Source organism: Acinetobacter sp. 24-47-39 (genome assembly GCF_056783825.1).
Genome location: NZ_JBWYIP010000006.1, coordinates 33,799 through 60,501 on the forward strand (window position 1 = coordinate 33,799; position 26,703 = coordinate 60,501).

At 40.5% G+C, this 26,703-nt stretch carries 26 protein-coding genes; 19 read left to right on the forward strand and 7 right to left on the reverse strand.

Annotated elements, in window-relative coordinates:
• Positions 1-8 precede the first annotated feature (8 nt).
• The 12 genes from nuoE (at position 9) to AC1M9C_RS06965 (ending at position 13,886) form a co-directional block, all read left to right on the forward strand.
• Positions 9-518, forward strand: a complete 510-nt coding sequence (gene nuoE / locus AC1M9C_RS06910) for an NADH-quinone oxidoreductase subunit NuoE (RefSeq protein ID WP_035267260.1) — start codon at positions 9-11, stop codon at positions 516-518.
• The gene (nuoF, locus tag AC1M9C_RS06915) at positions 515-1,846 is read left to right on the forward strand and encodes an NADH-quinone oxidoreductase subunit NuoF (RefSeq protein WP_481587298.1); all 1,332 of its coding nucleotides are present in this window, start codon (positions 515-517) and stop codon (positions 1,844-1,846) included. The genes nuoE and nuoF overlap by 4 nt, the downstream gene beginning before the upstream one ends.
• 11 nt (positions 1,847-1,857) lie before the next feature.
• A complete protein-coding gene (nuoG, locus tag AC1M9C_RS06920) occupies positions 1,858-4,536 on the forward strand; it encodes an NADH-quinone oxidoreductase subunit NuoG (protein WP_481587297.1) in 2,679 nt (892 codons plus the stop codon).
• Positions 4,537-4,539: 3 nt separating this feature from the next.
• On the forward strand, positions 4,540-5,550 hold the full coding sequence (gene nuoH, locus AC1M9C_RS06925) for an NADH-quinone oxidoreductase subunit NuoH (protein ID WP_035267266.1): 1,011 nt from the start codon (positions 4,540-4,542) through the stop codon (positions 5,548-5,550).
• Positions 5,551-5,568: 18 nt separating this feature from the next.
• Entirely contained in the window at positions 5,569-6,111 is a 543-nt protein-coding gene (gene nuoI, locus AC1M9C_RS06930) for an NADH-quinone oxidoreductase subunit NuoI (RefSeq protein ID WP_035267267.1), read from the forward strand.
• Positions 6,111-6,629, forward strand: coding sequence for an NADH-quinone oxidoreductase subunit J (gene nuoJ / locus AC1M9C_RS06935; RefSeq protein ID WP_171076777.1), 519 nt, complete (start codon positions 6,111-6,113; stop codon positions 6,627-6,629). The genes nuoI and nuoJ overlap by 1 nt, the downstream gene beginning before the upstream one ends.
• Positions 6,629-6,937 carry an NADH-quinone oxidoreductase subunit NuoK gene (gene nuoK / locus AC1M9C_RS06940; RefSeq protein ID WP_004695395.1) on the forward strand — a complete coding sequence of 103 codons (309 nt, stop codon included), beginning with the start codon at positions 6,629-6,631 and terminating at the stop codon, positions 6,935-6,937. Before nuoJ ends, nuoK begins: the two co-directional genes overlap by 1 nt.
• Positions 6,934-8,829, forward strand: a complete 1,896-nt coding sequence (gene nuoL, locus AC1M9C_RS06945) for an NADH-quinone oxidoreductase subunit L (RefSeq protein ID WP_481587296.1) — start codon at positions 6,934-6,936, stop codon at positions 8,827-8,829. Before nuoK ends, nuoL begins: the two co-directional genes overlap by 4 nt.
• 1 nt (position 8,830) lies before the next feature.
• Positions 8,831-10,450: an NADH-quinone oxidoreductase subunit M gene (nuoM, locus tag AC1M9C_RS06950; RefSeq protein WP_481587295.1), complete on the forward strand. Its 1,620-nt coding sequence runs from the start codon at positions 8,831-8,833 to the stop codon at positions 10,448-10,450.
• 3 nt (positions 10,451-10,453) lie between these two features.
• Complete coding sequence (gene nuoN / locus AC1M9C_RS06955; protein WP_035267275.1) at positions 10,454-12,010, forward strand: NADH-quinone oxidoreductase subunit NuoN; 1,557 nt, start codon at positions 10,454-10,456, stop codon at positions 12,008-12,010.
• Between the two features lie 132 nt (positions 12,011-12,142).
• A complete protein-coding gene (gene upp / locus AC1M9C_RS06960) occupies positions 12,143-12,778 on the forward strand; it encodes a uracil phosphoribosyltransferase (protein ID WP_035267277.1) in 636 nt (211 codons plus the stop codon).
• Positions 12,779-12,896: 118 nt separating this feature from the next.
• On the forward strand, positions 12,897-13,886 hold the full coding sequence (locus tag AC1M9C_RS06965; protein WP_481587294.1) for a hypothetical protein: 990 nt from the start codon (positions 12,897-12,899) through the stop codon (positions 13,884-13,886).
• Between the two features lie 29 nt (positions 13,887-13,915).
• On the opposite strand, the gene gigC is transcribed toward AC1M9C_RS06965, so the two are convergent.
• Positions 13,916-14,794: a LysR family transcriptional regulator GigC gene (gene gigC, locus AC1M9C_RS06970; protein WP_481587293.1), complete on the reverse strand. Its 879-nt coding sequence runs from the start codon at positions 14,792-14,794 to the stop codon at positions 13,916-13,918.
• Positions 14,795-14,878: 84 nt separating this feature from the next.
• Between gigC and AC1M9C_RS06975 the strand changes: the two genes are divergently transcribed.
• On the forward strand, positions 14,879-15,640 hold the full coding sequence (locus AC1M9C_RS06975) for a ferredoxin--NADP reductase (RefSeq protein WP_035267285.1): 762 nt from the start codon (positions 14,879-14,881) through the stop codon (positions 15,638-15,640).
• A 97-nt stretch (positions 15,641-15,737) separates the two neighbouring features.
• Here the strand turns inward: AC1M9C_RS06975 and AC1M9C_RS06980 are convergent, their stop codons facing one another.
• Positions 15,738-16,160, reverse strand: coding sequence for a hypothetical protein (locus AC1M9C_RS06980; RefSeq protein ID WP_035267287.1), 423 nt, complete (start codon positions 16,158-16,160; stop codon positions 15,738-15,740).
• Between the two features lie 158 nt (positions 16,161-16,318).
• On the opposite strand from AC1M9C_RS06980, the gene AC1M9C_RS06985 reads away from it, so the two are divergent.
• The 3 genes from AC1M9C_RS06985 (at position 16,319) to AC1M9C_RS06995 (ending at position 18,728) form a co-directional block, all read left to right on the forward strand.
• On the forward strand, positions 16,319-16,570 hold the full coding sequence (locus AC1M9C_RS06985) for a hypothetical protein (RefSeq protein ID WP_035267289.1): 252 nt from the start codon (positions 16,319-16,321) through the stop codon (positions 16,568-16,570).
• A 201-nt stretch (positions 16,571-16,771) separates the two neighbouring features.
• Positions 16,772-18,451: a mechanosensitive ion channel gene (locus AC1M9C_RS06990; protein ID WP_481587292.1), complete on the forward strand. Its 1,680-nt coding sequence runs from the start codon at positions 16,772-16,774 to the stop codon at positions 18,449-18,451.
• Positions 18,452-18,518: 67 nt separating this feature from the next.
• Complete coding sequence (locus AC1M9C_RS06995) at positions 18,519-18,728, forward strand: hypothetical protein (RefSeq protein ID WP_092766956.1); 210 nt, start codon at positions 18,519-18,521, stop codon at positions 18,726-18,728.
• A gap of 121 nt (positions 18,729-18,849) precedes the next feature.
• Here the strand turns inward: AC1M9C_RS06995 and AC1M9C_RS07000 are convergent, their stop codons facing one another.
• Both AC1M9C_RS07000 and AC1M9C_RS07005 read right to left on the reverse strand, forming a co-directional pair.
• Positions 18,850-20,049 carry a BaiN/RdsA family NAD(P)/FAD-dependent oxidoreductase gene (locus AC1M9C_RS07000; RefSeq protein ID WP_481587291.1) on the reverse strand — a complete coding sequence of 400 codons (1,200 nt, stop codon included), beginning with the start codon at positions 20,047-20,049 and terminating at the stop codon, positions 18,850-18,852.
• Between the two features lie 102 nt (positions 20,050-20,151).
• A complete protein-coding gene (locus tag AC1M9C_RS07005) occupies positions 20,152-21,012 on the reverse strand; it encodes a 1-aminocyclopropane-1-carboxylate deaminase/D-cysteine desulfhydrase (protein ID WP_481953435.1) in 861 nt (286 codons plus the stop codon).
• A gap of 143 nt (positions 21,013-21,155) precedes the next feature.
• Between AC1M9C_RS07005 and AC1M9C_RS07010 the strand changes: the two genes are divergently transcribed.
• From AC1M9C_RS07010 to AC1M9C_RS07020, 3 genes are all read left to right on the forward strand, one after another.
• The gene (locus AC1M9C_RS07010; protein WP_035267295.1) at positions 21,156-21,350 is read left to right on the forward strand and encodes an NF038215 family lipoprotein; all 195 of its coding nucleotides are present in this window, start codon (positions 21,156-21,158) and stop codon (positions 21,348-21,350) included.
• A 187-nt stretch (positions 21,351-21,537) separates the two neighbouring features.
• On the forward strand, positions 21,538-22,161 hold the full coding sequence (locus AC1M9C_RS07015; RefSeq protein ID WP_180028051.1) for a LysE family translocator: 624 nt from the start codon (positions 21,538-21,540) through the stop codon (positions 22,159-22,161).
• A 133-nt stretch (positions 22,162-22,294) separates the two neighbouring features.
• Positions 22,295-23,413, forward strand: a complete 1,119-nt coding sequence (locus tag AC1M9C_RS07020) for a DUF6670 family protein (RefSeq protein ID WP_481587289.1) — start codon at positions 22,295-22,297, stop codon at positions 23,411-23,413.
• A 61-nt stretch (positions 23,414-23,474) separates the two neighbouring features.
• Here AC1M9C_RS07020 and AC1M9C_RS07025 read toward each other — a convergent pair whose 3' ends face one another.
• The 3 genes from AC1M9C_RS07025 to AC1M9C_RS07035 all read right to left on the reverse strand — a co-directional run bounded on the left by AC1M9C_RS07025 (position 23,475) and on the right by AC1M9C_RS07035 (position 26,677).
• The gene (locus AC1M9C_RS07025; RefSeq protein WP_035267298.1) at positions 23,475-23,831 is read right to left on the reverse strand and encodes a hypothetical protein; all 357 of its coding nucleotides are present in this window, start codon (positions 23,829-23,831) and stop codon (positions 23,475-23,477) included.
• Positions 23,832-23,906: 75 nt separating this feature from the next.
• Positions 23,907-24,878, reverse strand: a complete 972-nt coding sequence (locus tag AC1M9C_RS07030) for an MBL fold metallo-hydrolase (protein ID WP_481587288.1) — start codon at positions 24,876-24,878, stop codon at positions 23,907-23,909.
• Positions 24,879-25,132: 254 nt separating this feature from the next.
• Positions 25,133-26,677: an LA2681 family HEPN domain-containing protein gene (locus tag AC1M9C_RS07035; RefSeq protein ID WP_481587287.1), complete on the reverse strand. Its 1,545-nt coding sequence runs from the start codon at positions 26,675-26,677 to the stop codon at positions 25,133-25,135.
• Positions 26,678-26,703: the final 26 nt, after the last annotated feature.

Genomic DNA, 26,703 nt, shown 5'->3' on the forward strand with positions numbered 1-26,703 from the left:
TACGCATTATGATGATTTTGACTGATAAAAAGCCACGTGTGAATGTCGAAGGGATTTTAACTGCGGAAGAAATCCACGAAATCGAGCATCACATTGGTCATTACCCATACCCACGTGCGGCATGTTTAGATGCGCTTAAATGCGTTCAACGTCGTAATGGTTGGGTGGATGATGCGCAAATGAATGCGATTGCGCAGATGTTGTCAATGAGCCTCGCTGATTTGGAAGGTGTGGCAACATTCTATAACCGTATTTACCGCCAGCCAGTAGGTCGCAACGTAATTTTGCTTTGTGATTCTATTGCTTGCTTCTTGATGGGTGCAGAAACTTTAGCAGAAGCATTCCAACGCGAACTCGGGATTTCATTTGGTCAAACGACTGCTGATGGTCGTTTTACTTTGCTCCCGATTTGCTGTTTAGGAAACTGTGATAAGGGTCCAACCTTGATGATTAATGAAGATACTCACGGTCTAGTAGAAGTTTCTTCAGTGAAACAGTTATTGGAGAAGTATGTATGAATACTGAACCAAAACCGATTTATGGCGACGGTAACCCAGAAACTCACCCATTAACATGGCGTTTGAGCAAGCAAGAATTTGTTCATAGTGTAGAAGACTATGAATCTCTTGAAGGGTATGAGGGTTTCAAGAAAGCACTCACAATGCCGCCTAAAGATGTATTGGAAATCATTAAAGCAGCGACTGTTAAAGGTCGTGGTGGTGCTGGTTTCCCTGCAGGGATTAAATGGTCGCTCATGGCGCCAAATGACAATTCAGGTCCTCGTTACTTGATTTGTAATGCCGATGAGATGGAACCAGGTACATTCAAAGACCGTTTGTTGATGGAAAAACTTCCTCATCAATTGATCGAAGGGATGTTAATTGCAGGTTATACACTCGAAGCAACCCATGGTTATATTTTTATCCGTGGTGAATACATCGAAGCTGCGAAGTATTTGAACCAAGCTTTAGAGCAAATTCGTGCCAAAGGTTACTTGGGTGAAAACATCCTTGGTTCTGGCTGGAACTTTGAACTACATGTGCACACTGGTGCGGGTCGTTATATCTGTGGTGAAGAAACTGCATTGATCAACTCGCTTGAAGGTCGCCGTGCAAATCCACGTACAAAACCACCATTCCCACAAGTTGCAGGTGCTTGGGGTCGTCCTACGATTGTTAACAACGTAGAAACCTACAATAACTTACCAGCAATTATGCTGCGTGGTCCTGAGTGGTATATCAATTTATCTGCAGGTAAGTCGAAAGATCCTGGCACTAAAATTTATGGTGCATCAGGTAAAGTGAAATTCCCAGGTCTATGGGAGCTTCCATTCGGTACAACTGCACGTGAAGTGATTGAGGATCATGCGGGTGGTATGCGTGATGGCTTAAAGCTTAAAGCATGGTTACCAGGTGGTGCATCAACTGACTTTTTGGCAGCTGAACACATCGATCTTCCAATGGATGCGGAAAGCATCATGAAAGCAGGTTCGCGTTTAGGTACGTGTTTGCTCATGGTGGTTGATGAAACTCAATGTATGGTTTCAGCAACACGTAACTTAGAAGAATTCTTTGCGCGTGAATCATGTGGTTTCTGTACACCATGTCGTGATGGTTTACCTTGGGCGGTTAAAGCGCTTAAAGCACTTGAAGATGGTACAGGCAAGAAAGAAGACATCGATCATTTGCAAGAGCTTACACGTAAGCTTTGGATTGGTAAGACTTTCTGTGCTCACGCTCCTGGTGCTATGGAACCACTCATGGGTGCACTCAAATATTTCCGTGGCGAATTTGAAGCGAAAGTGGTGAATGCCGCTGCTCAAGTTAGCAACGTAGAACAAGCTTAAGGAATTCGACTATGGCTACAATTCATGTCGATGGCAAATCGTATGAAGTCAATGGCTCAGAGAACTTGCTACAAGCATGCTTGTCTTTGGGTATTGATATCCCGTACTTTTGTTGGCATCCATCCTTAGGTTCTGTCGGTTCTTGCCGTCAATGTGCTGTAACTCAATACGCGAATCCAGAAGATACTCGCGGTCGTTTAGTTATGTCATGTATGACACCTGCAGCTGACAATACCTACATCTCGATTGAAGACAAAGAAGCAAAAGATTTCCGTGCGTCTATTGTTGAATTCTTGATGACGAACCACCCACATGACTGTCCAGTCTGTGAGGAAGGTGGTCACTGTCACCTCCAAGATATGACTGTGATGACACAACATGACCGTCGTCGTTACCGTTTCACGAAACGTACGCATTACAACCAAGAACTTGGTTCGTTCATTGCACACGAGATGAACCGTTGTATCGCATGTTACCGTTGTGTTCGTTACTATAAAGACTACGCAGGTGGTACAGACTTCGGTGTGTATGCAAACGCTTCACGTGTTTATTTTGGTCGTCCAGAATCAGGTACTTTAGAGTCTGAATTCTCGGGTAACTTAACTGAAGTATGTCCGACGGGCGTATTCACAGACAAAACACACTCTGCACGTTATAACCGTAAATGGGACATGCAGTATGCGCCAAGCGTCTGCCAAGGCTGTTCTTCAGGTTGTAACATCTCTCCGGGTGAGCGTTATGGTGAATTACGCCGTGTAGAAAACCGTTTTAACGGTGAAGTCAACCAATACTTCCTGTGCGATAAAGGCCGTTTCGGTACGGGTTATGTGAACCGTGAAGACCGTCCACGTCAACCGCAATTCCGTTCAGGTTCAAATGTTGAAACTGTTTCAGTTGATACAGCGCTAGACACCGTGATTGAGAAAATCCAAGGCAAAAAAGTGTTGGGTATTGGTTCTCCACGTGCATCTCTTGAGTCTAACTTTGCGCTTCGTGAATTGGTTGGACAAGCAAACTATTCAACAGGTATGTCTCAAAAAGAGCAAAACTTGGTTGAACTTGCTGCATCTATTATGCAAACCGAGGGTGTATATAACCCAGGTATGCGTGAAATTGAAAGTTACGATGCTGTCTTAATTCTCGGTGAAGATTTAACACAAACTGCACCACGCATGGCATTGTCTGTACGCCAAGCTGCGAAGAACAAAGCCAAAGAAATGGCTGCAGAACGCCGTACACAAGAATGGTTGGCTGAGCCAGTACAACGTATTGCTCAAGACGAAAAATCACCGATTTATATCTTGGCTGCGACTCAAACACGTTTATCTGACGTAGCTACTGGTGAAGTCGTTGCTTCTCCAAATGATATCGCACGTTTAGGTTTCGCTGTTGCTGCGGCGGTGAAAGGTGAAAGTATTACTGGTTTAGAAGAAGATGCAAAAGCATTTGCTCAAACCATTGCTGACACTTTAAAAGCTGCAAAAAAACCATTGATTATCTCTGGTACAAGCTTGCAAGAAGCTGCAATTATGGAAGCTGCTGCACAAGTTGCACAGAATCTGGGCAATGCGGGTCTAACATTGACTGTTCCTGAAGTGAACTCAATGGGCTTAGCAATCTTTGGTGGTAACAGCCTTGAGCAAGCATTTGCACAAGACTATGACACTGTCGTGATTGTAGAAAACGACCTTTATCGTCGTTTACCTGCGGCGCAAGTAGATGCTGCTTTGTCTGGTAAAGACGTGATCGTGCTTGACCATTCAGAAACTGAAACGGTGAAAAAAGCGAATATCGTTCTTTCTGCAGCGAGCTTTGCTGAAGGTGACGGTACTGTGGTATCTCAAGAAGGCCGTGCACAACGTTTCTATCAAGTATATGACCCAAGTTACTACAAACCAGAACTTGCGATCAAAGAATCTTGGCGTTGGTTACATGCCATTGAAACTGGCGTGAAAGGCAAAGCAATTTCTTGGACTGTGCTTGATGATGTCATCGAATCAGTTGCCAAGAATGTACCTGCGCTTGAAGCGATTCAAGATGTAGCACCAGATGCTGGTTTCCGTGTCCATGGTCTTAAAGTGGCACGTGAACCACGTCGTTACTCTGGTCGTACTTCACTTCGTGCGCCGTTGTCTGTTCATGAGCCTAAACAACCAACAGATCAAGACTCTGCATTAACATTCTCTATGGAAGGTTATGTCGGGAACCAAACGCCGTCAGCGTTAGTTCCATTTGCGTGGTCAGCAGGGTGGAACTCACCACAAGCTTGGAATAAGTTTCAAGAATCAGTGGGTGGTTCTTTAAAAGGCGGTGATTCAGGTATTCGTTTATTTGATCGCCTTGCGAAATTACCAGCACGCACATACGTTGCACCAGCACCAGTTCTTGTAAATGCTGAGAGTTTCCGCCTTGTTCCAATGCATCATATTTTTGGTTCTGGTGAATTCACAGTGAAAACACCTGCAATGGAGTCCCGTATTCCAGAGGCGGTATTTGCAGTGGGTGAGCAAGATGCAGCGCGCTTGAATGTGAAAGACGGCCAAAACATTACTGTGAAAGCAGGTGAGGCTTCGATCGTTCTTCCTGTTCAAGTCATTGAATATTTACCTACAGGTTATATTGGTTACCCAATTGGTCTCGCGCCAACGGTATCGTTAGCTGAGCCTGTATCAGTCGCGGTAGGAGCATAATTCATGGAACAAGAATTAATCCGTCAAACGCCGCTTTGGGCTGAGAACTGGCCAATTGCCTACTCTGTAGTTCAAGCGATTGTGATCTTGCTCGTTGTAGTTTTGATTGCTGCGTTGATGTCTTTCATTGAACGTCGTTTACTTGGCTTATGGCAAGACCGTTACGGTCCAAACCGTGTAGGTCCTGGGGGTATGTTCCAGATTGTTGCCGACATGCTGAAGATCATGTTCAAAGAAGACTGGACACCAAAGTTTGCAGATAAATTGACTTTCCGTTTAGCTCCAGCAGTTGCGATGGCAACTGCGGTGTTATCGTTCATGGTTATCCCTGTATCACCTTATTTAGGTGTTGCAGACATGAGTATCGGTCTATTGTTCTTTATGGCAATGGCGGGTATTGCAGTGTATGCAGTTTTATTTGGTGGTTGGTCATCAAACAACAAATATGCATTACTCGGTGGTCTTCGTTCAGCAGCGCAAACGATTTCTTATGAGGTCTTCTTAGGTATTTCGTTGATGGGTGTGGTTGCAATTGCAGGCTCATTCAACATGCGTGAAATCGTAGAAGCTCAAAAAGATGTATGGTTTGTTATTCCACAATTCTTAGGTTTCCTCATCTTCGTGGTTGCAGGAGTTGCGGTAACGCATCGTCACCCATTTGACCAACCAGAAGCGGAACAAGAATTGGCGGAAGGTTACCATGTCGAATATGGTGGTATGAAGTGGGGGATGTTCTTCGTTGCGGAATACGTCAACGTTGTCCTGATCTCAGCTTTGATCGTAACCTTATTCTTCGGTGGTTGGTTAGCACCATTTGGTCTAGATTTCCTACCTCCAGCATTCTGGTTCATGATTAAAACAGCATTCTTTGTGATGATGTTTGTCTTGGCACGTGGTTCATTAATGCGTCCACGTTATGACCAAGTGATGAACTTTGGTTGGAAGATTTGTTTGCCTTTAGCGTTGGTCAACTTGTTGGTGACTGGTGCTGTGATTCTGATGAATCAGGCCTAGGACAGCAGGGAGAACATTATGTATAAAATTCTAGCTGGGTTTGGGTCAATTGTACGTTCGTTGTGGATGGTATTTAGCCACGCAACACGTAAACGTGACACTATTTTATACCCTGAAGTTAAAGCTGAAGAAATCGTTCCACCACGATTCCGTGGCCGTATCGTATTGACACGTGACCCAGATGGTGAAGAGCGCTGTGTAGCTTGTAACTTGTGTGCTGTAGCTTGCCCTGTTGGCTGTATTTCATTACAGAAAGCTGAAAAAGAAGATGGTCGTTGGTATCCGGAATTTTTCCGTATCAATTTCTCTCGTTGTATTTTCTGCGGTATGTGTGAAGAAGCATGTCCTACAACTGCTATTCAGATGACACCTGATTTCGAACTCAGTGAATACGTTCGTCAAGACTTAGTTTATGAGAAAGAAAACTTACTCATTTCTGGTCCTGGTAAATATCCAGACTATAACTTCTACCGTGTAACTGGTATGGCTGTAGCTGGTAAAGACAAAGGTCAGGCTCAGCGTGAAAGCGCACCTGTCGATGTACGGAGCTTATTACCATGATGTGGCCATTTTATTTGATGGCACTTGTGGCCATCGTTTCTACGGTTCGTGTTGTGACTAATGCGAATCCAGTACACGCACTTTTAAGCTTAATCGTTTCGTTACTTGCAGTTGCTGGTATGTTCATGATCGTGGGTGCACCATTTGCAGGTGCACTTGAGATTATTGTTTACGCTGGTGCAATTATGGTTCTTTTCGTCTTCGTTGTGATGATGTTGAACCTTGGTTCTCAAACAGTTGAACAAGAACGTAAATGGTTAACATCTGATGCTTGGGCTTACCCTGCATTGATGAGCTTTTTAATGGGTCTGGTTTTAGTTTGGACAATGACTTCAGAGCACAGCATTTCTGGTCCTTTAATGGGTACAGAAGTTGTAGGCCCTAAAGAAGTTGGTCAAGCACTCTTTACACAATATTTATTATTGGTTGAAGTTGCCGCAATGTTATTGCTTGCTGCGTTAGTTGCTGCATTCCACTTAGGCAAACGTGAACCAAGTGCAGAAGAGGAAAAAGAATAATGGGTAATATCCCTTTAGAGCATGGTTTGATTGTTGCAACCATTCTTTTTGCACTCGGTTTCTACGGTGTAATGGTGCGACGCAACCTTTTATTTATGTTAATGAGCCTTGAGATCATGATGAATGCAGCAGCGCTTGCATTCGTCCTCGCTGGTAGTGCATGGGTGCAACCAGATGGTCAGATCATGTTTATCTTGATCTTAACGCTTGCTGCGGCAGAAGCGTGTATCGGGCTTGCGATCGTCCTTCAGTTCTATCATCGCTTCCATCATTTGGATGTAGATGCTGCTAGTGAGATGCGCGGATGAGTTTATTAGCATTAACCATATTATTTCCGCTCATTGGTTTTATCCTTTTAGCGGCAGGGCGTAATAAGCTTCCTGAAATTGTAGCTGCCATTATTGGTGTGGGTTCAGTTGGTCTTTCAGCACTATGTGCATTATTGGCTGGTATGAATTTCATCAACAGCGGTGAAACATCTCAAGTGACTCACCTTTGGACTTGGTTCAGTGTGGGTGGTTTTGAACCAGGCATTAGCTTGCACTTAGATGGTTTATCTTTACTTATGCTTGGCATGATTACGGGTGTGGGTTTCTTAATTCATATCTTTGCATCATGGTATATGCGTGGTGAAGAAGACTTTGCACGTTTCTTCTCTTATTTCAACCTATTCGTTGCAAGTATGTTATTGCTTGTGTTGGGTGACAACCTTGCGTTGTTATTCTTAGGTTGGGAAGGTGTTGGTCTGTGCTCATACTTGCTGATTGGTTATTATTACCAAAATCCAGCAAATGGTGCTGCTGCAATTAAAGCATTCACCGTGACACGTATCGGTGACGTTTTCTTACTCATCGCATTATTCTTAATTTTCCAACAATTTGGAACATTGAATATTGCTGAAATCGTTGCTGCTGCGCCTGTGGTAATGACACAAAGCTCATCGTTAACCATTTGGACTGCGTTAATGTTGTTCTTGGGTGCTGCAGGTAAATCTGCGCAAATCCCATTACAAACATGGTTAGCAGACGCGATGGCGGGTCCTACACCAGTATCTGCATTAATCCATGCTGCAACCATGGTTACAGCAGGTGTTTACCTATGCTGCCGTATGTTCTCTGTATTTGAAATGGCACCAGAAGTCATGGTGTTTATCTCAATCACAGGAGCGGTGACATTATTAGTTGCAGGTTTTGCTGCACTGGTTCAAACCGACATCAAACGTATTCTTGCTTACTCAACCATGAGTCAGTTGGGTTATATGTTTATGGCTGTAGGTGCTGAAGCATACCAAGCTGGTCTATTCCACATGTTGACACACGCATTCTTCAAAGCGTTGTTGTTCTTGTCATCAGGTGCGGTGATTCTTGCATACCATCACGAACAAAACATTTTCAAAATGGGTGGTTTGTTCAAGCGTAATAAATTCTTATTTGCTTGTTTCGCGATCGGTGGCGGTGCCTTAGCAGCGATTCCATTCTTAACGATTGGTTTCTTCTCAAAAGACGCAATCTTGGCGGCTGTGTGGACACAAAGTCATATCGCAGGCTTACCTGTATTCAATACATTGTATTGGGTCGGTGTTGCTGGTGCATTCTTAACATCAATCTATACTTTCCGTTTAATTTGGATTGTGTTCTTTGGCGAAGAGAAAACGCCATATCACGAAATCAAAGGTGCAACTTACTGGGCTCCTTTAGCGATTCTTGCTGTCCTTTCTACAGGTTTGGCAATCGTACTTAAAGCACCAGTCATGAGTATTCTTGATGCTGCACAAATCCCTGCATTTGTTATTCCTGAAGCGCTAGAAGCTGGTGCGCATGGTGCAGAATATGTCGCTATTGCAATCGCACTTGCTGGTTTAGCGGTTGGTGTTGTCTTATTTGCTTTTGCTTATAAAGCAGTTCAAGGTTTTGCTCGCACTTCATTGGGTGCTGGACTTGCAAATATCTGTCGTAATGCGCTTGGTTTCGATGCGTTATATGGCCTTGTGTTTGTAAAACCTTACTTATTTATTGCAAAAATGATTGGTCGTGACCCGATTGATGGCGTATGGCTTGTATTGCCAGCGATTGTTAAAGGTGGTCATAGCTTCACTAGTTCACGTCAAACAGGTTCTTTGCGTGAGTACGCATCGAGCATGGCGTTCGGTATCGTGGTGATTATCATGATTCTGATCGTGACTCAGATCGTGGGGAAATAAGATGGAAAACATCAATAACTGGTATTTACCCGCGCTGATCCTCATTCCGTTCATTGCTGGTTTTATTTGTTGGGTCGTTGATAAATTAGATCAACACCTACCACGTTATATCGCACTTGTGGGTATGCTCATTACTTTGGGCATCACCGTTGCTTTATGGCAATCAGGTACCTACAGCTACCAAATTGGTGAAACTGTACCGACTTGGTCTGCAGAGTTCTATGTACCTTGGATTCAAACCCTTGGCATTAACATCCACTTAGCGGTGGATGGTCTTTCACTTCTAATGGTCGGTTTAACTGCTTTACTAGGTGTATTGGCGGTTGGCTGTTCTTGGGGTGAAATTCAGAAGAACGTTGGTTTCTTCCACTTAAACCTTTTATGGTCTTTAGGTGGCGTGATCGGTGTATTCTTGGCTGTTGATTTGTTCTTGTTCTTCTTCTTCTGGGAGATGATGCTCGTTCCAATCTACTTCTTGATTGCACTCTGGGGCCACAAAGGTGCTTCTGGTAAATCTCGTGTTTACGCTGCGACTAAATTCTTTATTTACACGCAGGTGGCTGGTCTGATCATGTTGATTGGTATCTTAGGTCTTGTGATCTACGGTTTCATGATGACAGATACAATCAGCTTCAGTTATAACCATTTACTCGCTGTTGCGAATACATTGGATGCTAACCCACAAACGTCATCAATTGCCTTTGCATTTATGATTTGTTTGTTTATTGGTTTTGCGGTCAAACTTCCAGTATTCCCATTGCATGGTTGGTTACCAGACGCGCACGCACAAGCACCTACAGCAGGTTCTGTAGACCTTGCGGGTATCTTAATTAAGACAGCGGCTTACGGTTTACTTCGTTTCGTCATTCCATTCTTCCCAGTTGCTTCAGCACAGTTTGCTGATGTAGCAATCATTTTCGGTTTAATCGGTATCTTCTACGGTGCTTGGTGTGCTTTCCAGCAAACCGATATGAAACGTTTGTTGGCGTATACGTCGATTTCACACATGGGCTTTGTTTTACTTGCAATCTACGCAGGTAACATCCTGACTTTCCAAGGTCTGATGATCATGATGTTGGCTCACGGTTTATCGTCAGCAGCATTATTCATTATGTGTGGTCAAGTGTATGAGCGTCTTCACACACGTGATTTACGCTTGATGGGTGGTATTCGTGGTCAATTCCAGTATTTACCATTCTTTTTGATGTTCTTTATTGCTGCGCTTGTAGGTATCCCTGGCTTAGGTAACTTCATTGGTGAGTTCCTCATCTTGATGGGTGCATTTGCTCAATTCCCTACATTCACGATTATTGCTGCGATCAGCTTAGTATTTGCGGGTCTATATGGTTTAATCCTGATTCATAAAGCGTTATTTGGTGTGCCAAACGAAGAGCAAAAACAACACTATGCGAACCCATTAAAAGATCTTAATGCGCGTGAGCTTGGTATTTTGTTAATTTGTGCGTTCGGTCTGTTATGGCTTGGTTTGTATCCACAAAGCTTCCTTGATATTTCAGAATCAAGTTTGGCTTGGATTGCGAATAGCTACATTCCAGTACAAGAAGTAGTTGAAGTGGTTGAACAAGCCACAACTCAACTCGAAAATGTGGAGATGCAATAAGTCATGAACTTCACACTATCATTTTCTGAGCTAATGCCATTAGCTCCTGTGATGATTGTTGCTTTAACAGCAATCATCGTAATGATTTTGACTGCAATCAAACGTAATCATAATTTAATTGCGACAGTATCTGTTATCGGTCTTAACCTTGCATTGTTGAATATTCTATTCACGTTGTTTACAGGTTCTCAGATCTCACCAAATGTCATGAACCTATTTATGGTTGATGCTTTTGGTCTGTTCTATCAAGTGATTATTTTGATTGCTGCATTGGCTTGTTGCACACTGTCACATGCATATATCGAAACCTATAAAGATAATCGTGAAGAACTTTATCTATTAATGTTGATCTCTGTTTCAGGGGCAATGTTAATGGTAACAAGTTCACACTTTGCATCATTCTTCATTAGCTTAGAGTTAATGTCGATTCCAGTGTACGGTCTGATTGCTTATACCTACCAACGCGGTAAGTCACTCGAAGCGGGTATTAAATATCTTGTACTTTCAGCAACTGCTTCTGCAATGTTGTTGATGGGTATGGCTTATGTTTACTCAGTTCTAGGTTCATTATCATTTGCGGGTCAAGTGGATGATATGTTCTGGGCGTTAACTAAGTCTCAAGATCCTCAATTGATGATGGCGCTGCAAGCTTATATTCCTCAATTTGGTGAGAAACTTACCACTGTATTTGGAATCTTAGGTCTTGGTTTAATCATCGCAGCTGTTGCATTTAAATTGTCTTTAGCGCCATTCCATAAATGGACGCCAGATGTGTATGCAGGTGCTCCAGCACCAATTGCAACATTCCTTGCTACTGTAGCTAAAGTCGCAATGATTGGTTTATTCGTACGTTACTTACTGTCTTCAGGAGTAATTGGTATCGAATCGATCAAAACGATTTTGATCGTCATTGCAGTGTTATCAATCTTGATTGGTAACATGCTTGCAGTGAAACAAGTGAACTTAAAACGTATTTTGGCATACTCGTCAATTGCGCATTTTGGTTACTTATTCCTTGCTGTTGTTACGACATCTTTCTTAAGCTTAACGTCAGTAAGTTTATATGTATTAACGTATGTATTAACGACGATTGGCGCGTTTGGTGCTGTAGCGTTGATGTCTAGCCCATACAACAACAATGACGAAGCAGAATCACTTGCAGACTACCGTGGTCTATTCTGGCGTCGTCCAGTATTGACGGCAACACTGACTGTGATGATGCTATCTCTTGCAGGTATTCCGTTAACTGCAGGCTTCATCGGTAAATTCATGCTGATCATGACAGTTGTGTCTGAAGCACATTGGTTCTTCGCTGCGATGATTATTGTGGGTTCTGGTATTGGTCTATACTATTACCTACGTGTCATGATCGTCATGTATATGACGCCACCAGACACTCCACGTATTGATGCTGATAAACATTGGGGTCAAAAAGTGGGTGGTATTATGGTATTGCTTGCTGCGCTTGCAGTGCTTGTAATCGGTGTATATCCAGATCCAGTCATTGCGATGGCAAATCAAGCACAATTGATCGCGCCATTACATATCGTTCTTCAATAGTTGATCGATTAATCTAAAAAAACTATTGTTGTTAACAAAAAAAGCCCTCATTCATTGAGGGCTTTTCTTATTTCTTATATTAAAAACATTTATAATAGACAGAATTTACATTTATGCTTCAGGTGTTCTCCCGTGCCAATCCAAGAAATTCGTCATCCGCTCATTCGTCATAAATTAGGTTTATTACGCCGTGCAGATATCAGCACGAAGAACTTCCGTGAGTTAGCGCAAGAGGTCACAATGTTACTGACTTACGAAGCAACCAAAGATTTACCTGTTGTAGATCACGAAATTAATGGCTGGAATGGCCCGGTGACAACACAGCGTATTGCAGGTAAAAAAATTACTGTTGTACCAATTTTACGTGCTGGCATTGGTATGCTTGATGGTTTCTTAAATCTTATTCCTAGTGCAAAAGTTTCTGTTCTTGGTTTAGAGCGTGATGAGGAAACATTAGAAGCACGTACTTACTATAAGAAATTGGTACCTGACGTACAAAACCGTATAGCGATGATTATTGATCCAATGCTTGCGACTGGTTCATCATTGGTTGCTGCTATTGATGTGCTTAAAGCGAGTGGTTGTAAAGATATCCGAGTGATGGTTTTGGTTGCAGCACCAGAAGGCATTAAACGTGTGGAAGAAGCACACCCTGATGTTGTCATTTTTACCGCAGCTGTGGATAACGGTTTAAACGAGAATGGTTATATCGTTCCTGGTCTTGGGGATGCTGGCGATAAAATTTTTGGTTCTGTACAAAAAGATTAAAATTTGATTAAATTATAGAGGAGGCTAAGGCCTCCTTTTTTATTAAGATTTTGATTCATCGATAAATTTAAAAAAACTAATTACTAAGAATCAATCTTTTTTATGCTGGGGAAATAACATGTTTTACAGGGGTGTTTTACATTCGTACGACCCTGCATTAAAAGCAGGAATTATCAAAATCAATGATCATGATTTTGATGTACATTTCGTATTGAATGACATGGCAAATTCCAGTATCGCGCCTCAAATTGGTGAGCGTGTGAAATGTATCGTGGTCGATAAAGACGACCAACGTCATGCAAAATTTATCGTGCGGTTAGACAATAAACATGCACGGGTCGAGCAACCCTTGAATCAACTTTTTTATCGTGCGCACGAAGATTTAGAAGGTGAGTCTAAGAAGTTTGAACAAGAGCTAGATGAGCTGATCGAAAAGCGTCTTGCAGATCAGGAAAATACGCTTGACTCACCAACAGAAATCCAAGATTTTGAACTAAATTTCAATACGCTGAGCAAAGAATCAATCGTGCTAGATGGTTCTGGTGCTGAACATCATGCAGATCAAGTTTCAGATCCAGCAACTAAAATTTCTTTAGGTGAACCTCTTGAGGAAGAGCAAATTAAAGAAATGCTCGAATCAAAGCCAAGTCGCCGTGTGCCAGTCTTAGATGAGTCAGCTGTCGTACCACTCACGAAAGTTCAACCTTTGAATGAGAGTGCGCCTGAAGAGAACGTAGATGATCATTTACCCGAGCCAACCCATGCAAAAGGGCGCCCACCAAAAGTTGTACGTAAAGAAGTCCCTGATGTTAAAACGCATTTTCAATTAAAATTTAATGCGCAAAAATTCATTACGAGTTCGCGTGTTGATGAATTCGGAGCTGATAAAAAATCTAAGAAAAAAGCCAAGAAGATAAAAGATCCAAACAAGCAATTTAATCCATGGATATTTGCAAGTATTGTCCCTATTTTAGTGTTCATTAATCTGGGTGTTTGGGGATTTCAAAAATATGAGCAATACAGAGAAGAGCAAGACGCAAAAGCAAAAATTTATGCGGTAGAACAAGAACACATTATCAAAGAACAAAAGAAAGAAGCTGAGAAATAAAAAAAGCTCCGATGAGGAGCTTTTTTTAATTAAGCATCACAGAATTTCATAAAGGCTTTTAAACCAGGTCCCTGATATTTTTGACGGTGTACTAACATAAATAAAGGCCGTGTGAGTTGCCAGAACGGCGTTTCTAAAATCACCAGTTGCTGTTTTTCTCTTAATGGTTCAATAGCTAATTTTGAAATACATGACATGCCTAAACCACCAGCAACAATTTTCAAAATAGCTTCATTATGACCCAAAGTTAAACGAATATTGGCATTCGGTAAGTCTTGAAGGATTGCGTTGTCAAAGACTTCACGAGTTCCTGAACCTTCTTCACGTAAAATCCATTCAGCCTGTTTAAAGTCTTCAATGGTCAGAGGGCGGTCTAATTTCGCCAAGGGATGATCTGGTGAGCAACACACAGCAAGCTCATCATCACGCCAGTGGATCGATTGTAATTGAGGTAAATGACATGACCCCTCGATAAGTGCTAAATCAAGTTGGAATTGATTAACAGCTTCAATCATTTGACGCGTATTGCCCACTTGAAGTTGCAAATGTGCTTGTGGTTGTAATTGAAGAAAATCAGCCATTAAATCAGGCATCAAATAATCACTAATGGTCAAAGTCGCCCCAATACGAAGATCAATACTTTGAAGCTCGCCTTTTGCCGCTTGTTCAAATGATTCACATCGACCTAAAATTTCAAGCGCCTGTGGGAGTAAAAAACGACCCAAGTCATTCAGTTGAAGTCGTTTTCCTAAGCGATCAAATAATGGTGCACCGAGACCATCTTCAAGATCTGCTAACGCCATACTTGCAGCACTTTGTGTGAGTCGTACAGCATCACTTGCTTTAGTTACTGTACCCTCTTGAGCGACAGCTACGAAAACAGCCAGTTGGCGTAATGTCATGCGCATGAATGAAGCCTTAATGTGAAAAAATATTAATAAATTATATTGTCATGCTACCATGAGCGCAGTCTGTCATGCCACGTAGAAATTATGTCAATTGAAAAATTTAGCGTAGAAAAAGTCCTTTCTGTACATCGTTGGACCAACACTTTATTTAGCTTTACCATGACGCGTCCTGCACATTTTAAATTTACCGCAGGGCAGTTCGCGCGTATTGGTTTGAAAGTTGGCGATGATTTGGTGGTACGTGCGTATTCTGTCGTTTCATCGCCTTTTGATGAAACTTTAGAATTCTTTTCAATTGTTGTACCAGATGGTGCTTTTACATCAAATTTACAACATCTCAAAGTTGGTGATGAACTTTATTTGGAAAAGATTCCTTATGGATTTTTGACCTTAGCACGTTACCAGTTACCTATGCCAAATGACCTGTGGTTATTGGCGACAGGCACGGGGCTCGCACCATTTATTTCTATGTTGCAAGACTTTGAAGTATGGCAAAAATATAAAAATATTCATTTGGTTTACAGTGTGAGAACAGCAAGTGAATTGGCTTACGTAGACCGAATTCAGGAAGTCGCGGATACCTTTGGTGAAGGTCATACAGGATTTAAATTTGTGCCAATTATTACACGTGATCCAAATGCACCATTGCATGATCGATTGCCAGTATTAATCGAAAATAGAGCGTTAGAGAAAACCGTAGGTGTCGATTTTAATCCGCAAACGTCACATATCATGTTGTGCGGGAATCCCCAAATGGTTGAAGATACAAAAGAGGCACTGAAAGCTCGCGGCCTGACCATGAATCGCCGTGGTGAAGGAAATATTGCAGTAGAGAACTATTGGTAAGTCCTAATCACCCTATCCTACGAGGAGAATTACGGCACAAAAAACCTCCATCTCGGAGGTTTTTTTCTAAATTACATAGGAATACTATGCGACATACTTAATGGACAAACATATCCATAAATTGACGAATCTCTTGAATCGCAGTATCGACATCACTCGTGAGCCAAGTCGGTTCAAATAAACCTGCATAATGTTCCAAGCGATCGTGTGGAACCACTAAACGAATTGGGCATTCTTCCTCAAGTAAACGCCAAGGAATAATGGGCACTTCATTATCTAAGAAGCAAGCGATGTTACGAATGTCGATGATCATGCCGTTGACACATTCAGGAAAGGGCATCACCGAAAACTCTTCAGTGCGACGGCGGAAATACTCTAAGTCACCCCACTTCAGCACATAGCTTGGTTTCGTAAACTCAATAATTCCAATCAAATGCCCATCACGGGTATGATGCAAAGAACAGGCATGAGTGACATCTGTGTCTAAATCTAAAGAGACACTTTGTCGGCGATAGGTCATACAGATCGACAATAAAAATGAGGAGGGTGCATATTATACTCTATTTTGCATCACAGCTCATGTGCTTTGATCGGTACGAATTGATAATGTTTTTTCACACAAAACAACATGATAGATTGCTAGTATAAAAAATCATCAAAATACATAAGAGGGGCATCATGGTAGATCAATCCAATCATCCGACCCATAATGATCAAAAGAAGAAAAGTAAGATCCCAGTGTATATTCTGATTATCGTTGGTATTTTTTTAGCAGCCTTCATTTTCTATATGCTCGCTGATCGTGAACCAACACCAGGTCAAATTCCTGCTGATACGACTATTCCTGCAACTCAGGATAATGCAGATACAGCAACGGCAACAGATTCAGCAGTGGATAATACCGTTACTGCAGTCGCAAACGATCAATAAACCACTACACTTTTCATGTTTAAACCCAGCTTAGGCTGGGTTTTTTCTTGATTTGCAACAATGTGTTGTATTTATGATGCTTTGAGTTGATTAAAAAATATTCGAAATTTATGGTGTGATGACGCGATCGAAAAATGATCTAGGGAAAAGAATTAAATCAATCGTAATTCAGAACACTTAACATAAGAAGAGGCGTAACCAATGAATGATGAATATAACGGCTTCACTCGAAATGGGGGCTTTGATGCAATGTATTATTGGGAGCAATTCCAACCAATTATTGCTGCAGTGGCCATTTTACTCATAGGATGGATCATCGCTTTAATCGTTGCCGCAGGGGTTAAGAAGGTACTTGCAAAATTAAATACCAATCAAAAATTGAGTAGCGCGACAGGACATCGCTCAAATATAGAAAATATCATCTCCAGAGTCGTTTTCTGGCTGATTCTCATTATTGCTGTTATCGGTTCACTCAATGTTTTAAACCTGACCAGTGTGAGTGGTCCGTTTAGTAATATGGTTCAACAATTCTTACTATTTATCCCACAATTATTGGCTGCAGTAGCAGTTGGTTTTATTGGATGGATCGTAGCCAATTTGGTCAAAGTTGGATTAACTCGACTACTCAGTCGTACACAACTGGATGAAAAACTCAGTCAAGACGTAGGTGTGAGCTCATTTAGCCAAAATATCAGTGAAATTGTTTACTGGCTCATTTTATTGCTGTTCTTACCGATCGTGCTGTCTATTTTGGGCTTAAATGGTTTGTTATATCCAGTTCAGAATATGGTGACTGAAGCCGTTGCATACTTGCCGAATATCTTTATGGCAGGTGTGATTTTATTTGTTGGTTACATTTTGGCAAAAATTGTACGCGGTATTGTCGAAGGGCTACTTTCAAGTTTGAATGTTCAACAGCAAGCTGAAAAAATCGGAGTTTTTAAAAATTCCAATCTGCCTAAGCTATTAGGATCATTTGTATTCGCCTTAGTCATCATTACTTCACTGATTATTGCGTTTGAGGCTTTGGGTGTAGACGCGATTTCACAACCAGCAACGGCTATGTTGTATGAAATCATGAATGCAATTCCGCATATCATCGCAGCAGGTTTAATCCTGATCATTGCTTATGTGGTCTCACGTTTCGTATCTAATCTTGTGGTTGAAGTGATCGCTGGGACAGGTGTTGATAACATTCCTCAAAAGCTCGATATGCAACGATTTTTGGGTCAAACCAAAATATCAAAAGTTGTCGGTCATTTGATTGTATTCTTCACCATGCTCTTTGCGGTGTCTGAAGCTGCAAATCGACTAGGATTCGATCAAATTAGTGATTTGATTGCGATGTTCATTTACTTCGGAGCGAATGTACTTTTAGGTGCGGTTATCCTCGTCATTGGTTTCTGGCTAGCAAATCTAGTTGCCAATGTGGTGAAACGTGGTGAGACCAATAGCGCACATTGGTTAGCGAATCTTGTCCGAGTACTGATCATTGGTTTAGTCGTGGCAATGGGCTTGCGTGCAATGGGAATCGCTGACTCGATCGTAAATTTAGCCTTTGGATTAACACTTGGAGCGGTTGCTGTCGCTTTTGCACTTGCATTTGGTCTAGGTGGTCGCCAACCTGCAGAGCGATTGTTGACTGACTTAATCGATAAAGCGAAATCTGACGCGAATAAGCCAAGACCAAATCAGCCTGAACAAGTCACGCCACCACTTACTGAGCAAATGGATGCTTCAACTGTCGCGGAAGAATATCAAGACGAAGACATTCCACCCACGCAAATTGATGTAGAGGCACCAACTCAACCATTGAATAATCCTTATGGATCTACAGGAGAGTCGGATCAAAATACGCCGCCTAAAAATGACCCTAAATAACATGTAATTTTGTGTCGGGATCAGTCAGCATGGTTTGGCTGATCCTCATGAAAAAGAGTAAAAAATTATGAGTAAGAAATTTAATAAATTATTTGCCCCAATAGTGATTGCGGGTATCACCGTGGGTTTTTTAGCAAGCGCTTACCGCTTTGTTTTTGCAAATTCAAAAGCTACTGAAAACAACAGACTCAATACACCATCTATTGATGATGCAGTAACAGATCCAACCACACAAATGCTTGATTCAACTGATACCAACGCCCAAAGACCCTCATAAATTGCTGCATTTAGAAAAGATAAATGAATAATGAAGCATTCGATTGATCAATAGGGATGATAGTCAAAGAGGGCAAAGGATGCCCCCTTTAATTACAAAATGAACAATACTGGTTTTTTAATTAGACATATTCAGAGGCAGCATGTGCAGATGACCAAGCCCATTGAAAGTTAAATCCACCTAAATGTCCCGTTACATCGAGTATTTCTCCGACGAAGAAAAGTCCTTTTTGCTTTTTACTTTCCATTGTTTTTGAGGAAACTTCCGTGGTATCAACTCCACCTAACGTAACCTCAGCCGTACGGTATCCTTCAGTACCAGAAGGCTTAACTTCAAATGCATGAAGACGCTGGGCAATCGCCTCTAGCTTCTCATCACTGATATTCCCGATTGATATTTCAGCTTGATCCACCCAAATCAACTGTTGCAATTCAACTACGACACTTTTCGGTAAGTGTTCAGCGAGTAAGGTGCGAAGTAACACTTTAGGTTGATTTTGTTTTTTAGTTTTAAAAAAATTGAAGAGATCGATACTTGGTAAAAAGTCGACTTTAAAACTTTGACCCACATCCCAATAGTTTGAGAGCTGTAAAGAACTTGGACCACTTAAACCACGGTGCGTAAACAAGAGTGCTTCAGTAAAGCTATTGAGATGATTGCTTAATGTCGCTTCAACAGCATTGCCACTGAGTCGTGTCGTCACTTCTTTGAAACCATCAGAAAAAGTAAAGGGGACTAGACCTGCACGAGTCGGATAAACATAGTGTCCAAATTGTTTAGCAATCTCATAGCCAATGCCTGAGCCACCAAGCGTCGGAATTGAGAGACCACCAGATGCGACCACGACAGATTCAACTTCAAAAAAACCTAAATTGGTTGCCACTTGAAAACCGTGCTCCTCAAGGGCGTTGACGGCTTTCACCTCGCAACTGGTTTTGATGTCGACTAGACCAGTTTTATCACATTCAGCAAGTAACATGGCTAAGATTTCTTTCGCGCCGTTGAGGGTAAAGAGCTGACCGTGTTTACGTTCTTCGTATTCAATGCCATATTCGCAGACCAAGCCAATGAAATCCCAATTGGTATAACGAGTGAGTGCTGAGATAACAAAATGCGGGTTATGTGAAATATAGTTATCAGGCTCAACATACAGATTGGTAAAGTTACATTTACCGCCACCTGACATGAGAATTTTTTTCCCCACTTTATTGGCTTTTTCAACCACCACGACACGACGCCCACGTTGAGCAGCCATATATGCGGTCATTAAACCAGATGCACCCGCACCTATTACTAAAACATCGTATTGCTTGGAAGACATGAAAATAATCAAAAAACGAAACAGCGCAATTATAACGGTAAATTAAGATGAACTGAGCATTATCGGATTAATTCAAGCGAACAGCAGCAGAAGCAAGATCAACTAAATCGTTCGACCTTGAAGCCCGCCCGAATGAATGACTAAAACTTTAGCGTTTTTGGGGAAATAGTTTTGTTGTATAAGATCTTGAATGCCAAACATCATTTTTCCGGTATAGACTTGTTCAAGTGGAATACGGTATTCATATTCAAACTTTTCAATAAATTGAATCAGTTCAGATCGGGTCTTGGCATAGCCTCCGAAGCAATAATCATCAGTGATATGCCAGTTTTTTTTACCCGTCAGTAGTTTTACTTCATCATTCAGAAAATTGCCTTTCAATGCAGAAAATCCAATAATTCTTTGATGGTTTAAACTGCGCTCAATCAATCCTGAAATCGTACCGCCTGTTCCGACAGCACAACAAATGAAGTCAAAGGTCTGATCAGCATCTTTTAAAATTTCTTGGGTGCCCTGAATGGCAAGTGAGTTGGTACCACCTTCTGGAATTAAATAACTTTCAGGAAAGCGTTGCGCTAAGTGAGCTAAAAACTCAGGATCATTTTTGTGTCGATATGCTTCTCGTGAGATAAAATGCAGCGCCATACCAAAACGTTCTGCGGTGGCGAGGGTGTGATTGCGGGCTGAGTTTTTGAGTTCTTCACCACGAATGATCCCAATAGACTGAAAGCCAAATTGATGCGCAGCAAACGCTGTGGCGGCAATATGATTTGAATAAGCCCCACCAAAGGTCATTACATTCTCAAAGCCTTGACGTTTTGCCTCAATAAAATTGTATTTCAGTTTATAAAACTTATTTCCAGAGATATGTGGATGAATTTGGTCTAAACGGCGAACGGTGATGTTTAAACCATTTAAAGAAATTTCCTGATCTTGAACCTGTTGGGCAATCGTATCAAACATAGTGCGAGTATTTGGTTTTTTAAGAGTATATCGGATTTCGAATCTTAGCTCTTACTTGGAGAAATTGAAAAACAGTGAAAAATATGTTTAAAAAATAATCAAAAGTGCTAATCTGAAAGAAAACGGAATTTTGGGAGGGTGGGATGAAGCAATCTCTATCCATTTTATTATTGGGTTTGTTTGTTTTAACGGCCTTAGGCTGTGAGCAGGACTTTCTAAACAAACCGAAAACTGAAGCACGAAGTATGATTATTGCTGGCGTACCTGTACAGGAAAGGGACTATCGTTTGTCTCCGCACGAAACTGCATATAATGAAGCACTGTCAGATGATGATTAGCATGACTTGGCTATTTTTATAAAATCAATTGTATTTAATTTATACAGTAAACTAATTCGCTAAAAATAATAAAATAAATAGTGAATAATTTTAATATTTAAAAAAATCACTCAAATAATTAGGGAAATATTCATAAGGCTTCCAAGTAGAATAACGCGATAAATCAATCATCTACTATGGAATTAATGTGGAATCAATTTGGATTTTAGGTTCGATTGCAGCAGCACTTTTACTGGGCGCAATGAGTCCGGGGCCGACTTCAATCTATGTCGCTAAAAATTCAATCGCTATTTCGCGTAAACATGGTTTATTTACTGCACTGGGAACTGGTCTCGGTGCTGCGATTTTTGGTTTATTGGCAGTATTAGGCTTACAGGCATTCTTACTTGCAGTGCCTTCAGCATATTTGGCTTTGAAAATCTGCGGTGGATTATATTTATTGTTTTTGGCATATAAAATTATTAAACATGCCAAAGATCCAATCGAAGCTGATCATTCTGCATCGCATCCGATGAGTTTACGACGTGCATTTACCACAGGCTTAATTACTCAATTGTCGAATCCTAAAATTGCCATTGTACTTGCCAGTATTTTCACAGCTTTATTACCCAAAGAGATTCCGTTGTATTTTTACTTTGTGTTACCAATGCTGTGCTTTTTTATCGATGCTGGTTGGTGCTCGTTGGTGGCGGTTGCTTTATCAGCAGAAAAGCCACGTGCGGTGTATTTAAAATTTAAGAAAGTATTTGATCGTGGTGCGGGCATTGTGATGTCTGTGCTCGGATTGAAATTGATTTTTGGTGTGAAGTAGATCACATTTTTAATCTTGTCTAACAATTTTTATGATCTGACCTGAATTCACATTTGCCAGTCCTGATCAGCTATAAAGAACTGAGGAGAGGTTGTTTAGGGTGTAAACATCTCTCATTGTTTGTGAGTTTGTTATGTATTCTCTCCTCAGTAGTCATTCAAAAAATAAAAGTCTACAACAAAAGTTCTACTATCAATTGGGTCAAATGGCCAAAAACCTTTTGGGTGCAGTAGAGCCAGAAGAACAAGCACTTTTACCGCGCGAATATAATTTAGACGCGCATGTTTTTCATCGTCAATTCGCGAGTACGCATTATGGAATCATGATTCCAGATTTGCCTGAGCCTTTTCGATATCTGTCCTATGCTTCTGTCATTGGTGATGTCGGTGCGAAGATAACGCATTTACCCAAGTCGATTTCGGGTCTTAGTCCTGAAAATACCGCTACTTTGGTCCATGGAACAGCCTTATCGACAGATGAAGAAGCCTTTCGCATTTATAACATTCAAGACGAAATTGTATTCCATCAAAAGCCATTTAAGGTTGAGTTTGGTCGAGAATCTTTCCTTGCTGAAATAGAAGGGAGTTATCATCTAGTATCTGAACGTGATGATCTGCAAGTTGATCTTTGGTTAACCCCAACGCCTGCCATTACGTGGTTTGCACATAGCATGTTATATCAGCACTTTAGTGTATTGATGCAATATGACGGTCATTTGACCCAACATGGAAAACGTGTTGAAGTTAAAGGGTTATGTACACTGGAACATTGGAAAGCAGTCTCAAGCTCAATGTTGCCGACTCCCATTAAACCGACCACAGGATTGGTGCCTTTAGACAGTTTTAGTTATCAAGTCATCAACATAGATGATGAGTCACAATTGGTCTTGGCCTATATCGGTTTTGCAGGTGAACCTACTTATACCGCCGTGTCTTATCGCCATATTGATGGTACTTCTATTCAATATGATGGTGAGGTTGCTTTTCAAGTGATCGCATTAAAGCCTGATCCGAAAATAACACCTGACGGTTTTGAAATGGAGGTGCCTCAGTCTTTCAGATGGATTGCACATCATCAAGGTGAGAAAGTGTTAGATATTCTTGCGGTGGCAGATACGGAATATTGTTATGGTTTAGCTGCAGGTTATGTGAGTTCTTATCAGTGGAGTGGTTTGCTGAATGGAACTGAACGTAAGGGGCGAGGTTATGTTGAATATATCGACCGAAGACAGAACGTAAATTTAGACACCTAATTTTTGATTTAAATATGCCCATAAAAAAGCCTCTAAACGTATTAGAGGCTTTTTTAAAATCTTATTTCTTACATTCAGGCTGTGAACGGTCAATTACTTGTGTACCTTCTACACGATAACCAATTTGACCAACAATGAATGCTTGATTCAATTGAGTGATCACCACATCAGAAAGAGCCACAGCGCAACGATTTTTTTCAATAGCACGATCTACAGCAGTTTTAAAGTTTGGAACCCCTAAAGGGAACAAGACAACTGGGACCTTATCTTCACCTGTTACACGTTCACCTTTCACGAACTGATTAGAGTTAAGATTGTAGTTTTTAGTTGAAGCAACTGTCATATCCGCCATACGAACTGAACAGCCTGTCGCCAATACTGAAGTTGCTGCGATAATTGAAATTAATAATTTTTTCATTAGTTTACCCCCGTTTTTAAGCGAGGGAACTTTAAATAAAAATACTTGAAATTTCAACCATTGCGTGACTTTAGTTTAATCTTTAAAGTGAACTGGCACCCACTGATAGCTTTGTCCATCTTTGGAATAAATGTGCCCAAGCCCCGGGAATGGTAAATGCGGTGCTGCAATCAACTGTCCATCTTTGGCATATTCAGCAAAGTACTTTAAGCGAGTTTGGATTGCCGTTTGTGGATCGATATCAAACTCAATCGCGGTTTCAGGTTTGTCGAACTGCAAGGTATGTGAATGTACGATGTCACCAATAAACACCACTTCTTGTCCATCAGCTTTCAATTTAAAGCTGTAATGTCCTGGTGTATGACCAAAGGATGGTTTAAATTCGACATCGCCGAAGCGTAAAGATTTGTCTGAGAAGACTTTAATCTGTTTGGCTTTTTCATATGGTGCAAGCGCTGCTTTGATTTTTTCTACTGTTCCTAAAAAACCTGCTTGTTTGTCTTTTGGTAGTTTTTTAACCGTATTTGGACTCATCCAATAGTCATATTCCGTTTTTGAAATATGCAGGGTGGCGTTTGGATAATTCGCTACGCCATTGTTTGAAATACCGCAAACATGGTCAGGGTGTAAGTGAGTGAGGAAGATGCCATTCACTTGCGTAGGCTCATAGCCCGATGCTTTAAGGTTGTTATAGATTGAACCTAAATGAGTGCCAAAGCAGCTAGCCGCACCGCTGTCGACCATTAAAAGTTGATTGCCTGTATTAATGAGAAAGGCATTGACTGAGGTTTGGATGCCTTTGTCATTCACCGCAGCGTATTTTTTAAGAATCTCGGTTTTTTCACTGTCGCTTAAGCCTTTAAACATAGATGGATTGAGGTAGTTTGTACCATCGAGTAGGGCGGTGATTTGGGTATTACCGATTTGGTGATGGTAGTAGCCAGCGACTTGTTTTTGCGCTGGGATGGTAGTGGGTTCAACTGCTTGGGTGGTGAGGGCTGTGGTGCTTAGAGCAAATATAAAGAATAAGGGTTTTAAAGTTTTCATATGTTCTTTTCGGTTTTAAGGGATTGCTTCTTTTTATCATATTTATCGCGAAAAATTAAAACTAGTGGAATGCTCCTTCTCCCTTTGGGAGAAGGTTGGGATGAGGGAATTCTAATAATTAAAATGTTTGCCTTACTTTTGTCGGGGCAAAAGTAACAAAACCCCTTTGTTCGTTAGAGGGCACGTCCGTGTTCCCCTAACGAACGGGCGACATCCATGTCGCATGTCATGTGATTAAATACTGTTTTAGCTACTTAATAAATTTGATTAAAATCTTTTTTATGAACCGTAATTTTTATTACATTTTTACTATCATGAGGTCGTTTTTGGCGAAAATCTTCAACAATTGCAAATACTGTTGAAAAGATGGCAGATCGAGTAAATTGAAGTAAATTTTCAAGGCTACTTTCAAATTCGTTGATTTTTACATAAGTATGAGTTGAGTCATTAGTGAACTCATATGAATCAGGAACTAAAAATAAAATGTGATGTTCTAATGCATTTCGCCAATTTTTATAAAATCCAAATTGCCCACTTTTTTCATTCAGATCATATATAAGACTATTGATCGCAATCAAAGCAAAATTTTCTTTTTCTTCAAGTTTTACTTTATTTGTATGCCAAAAATTATTAAAAGCCGTATTTTTATTAATTGTTAATCCAAAATATTGGCAAAGAAAAATTGCTAACTTATCTAGTATAGAAAAGCATAATCTAAAACAAGTTCTTAATTTTTCAGATCTTATGTTAATAATCTCTTGATCATATAATTCTGAGTAACAACTTTCAAAATCAAGCTTCGAGCTCTCGGTAGATTTAGATTCATAGTAGAGAACGCGAACCAAAGAGAACTCAGCTTTAATACGGTTTAAGTATTGTTCGTATTGAAGAATTTTGTCAGAAGAAATCACACCTCCTAATAAAGTGAGATTATCTCGTTCATTAGCGATGCATGAACAATACATTCCATGGACATTTAGTGTTAAATTTTCATCTATGCACCATTGTCGAAATTCACTCATTGAGTAATATTCTTTATGGGTTTCTAATTCGTCAATATCTAAATTTTTGGAACTTAATTTTTGAGTTAAATAATCTATTTTACTATTGTAATAGGGAATCCAAGCCTTAGGTATTAAAGGAGATTCGCTAGCAAACTTATATCCTTTGATTATTTCAGTAATCATTTTTTCAGTGCGATGATCTAATAATTGGTCGAATTGCTCTAAACATGATGTTCGATTTAACCATGCTTGAGGGTAGGGAGTATTTTGTTCAATTACGGAATTATAGAGTTGTAAAGCTTCTGAAAAACGAAATTGTTGTTTGAGAGTATTTGCAAGATTAATTATATTTTGCTGGTATAAATCGTAGTTATTTTCCTTTTTAATTAATTTATATGCTTTCCAATATAGGTTTTTAACATCATTATATAAATCTAAATTTTTAAAATTTACTTTTTCTTCGGAATAACCACAGTCATTTGCTAAAGATAATTTTCCATTTGCTAAATTATAATAATAGTTAATATTTGATTGAGTTTCATAATGCTCTGAGTTGGTTTCTAAAATTTGGATACCTTTAGAAACAGCATTTTTATTTCTTAAAGATGTACCTACGTCTATAAACTGCGCTGCTAAATTAAACAATAAATGTAATACTGATTCGGAAGTTTCATACTTTTCGAGTTCATTTAAGATCTTCTCCGAATCTAACAATGCTTCATCATATTGTTCAGCATCAATAGAGTTAGAAATAGCATTTATGACATCATTAATTTCTTGTAATGTTAGTTTCATTTAAATCATTTGTATAAAAAAGCCCC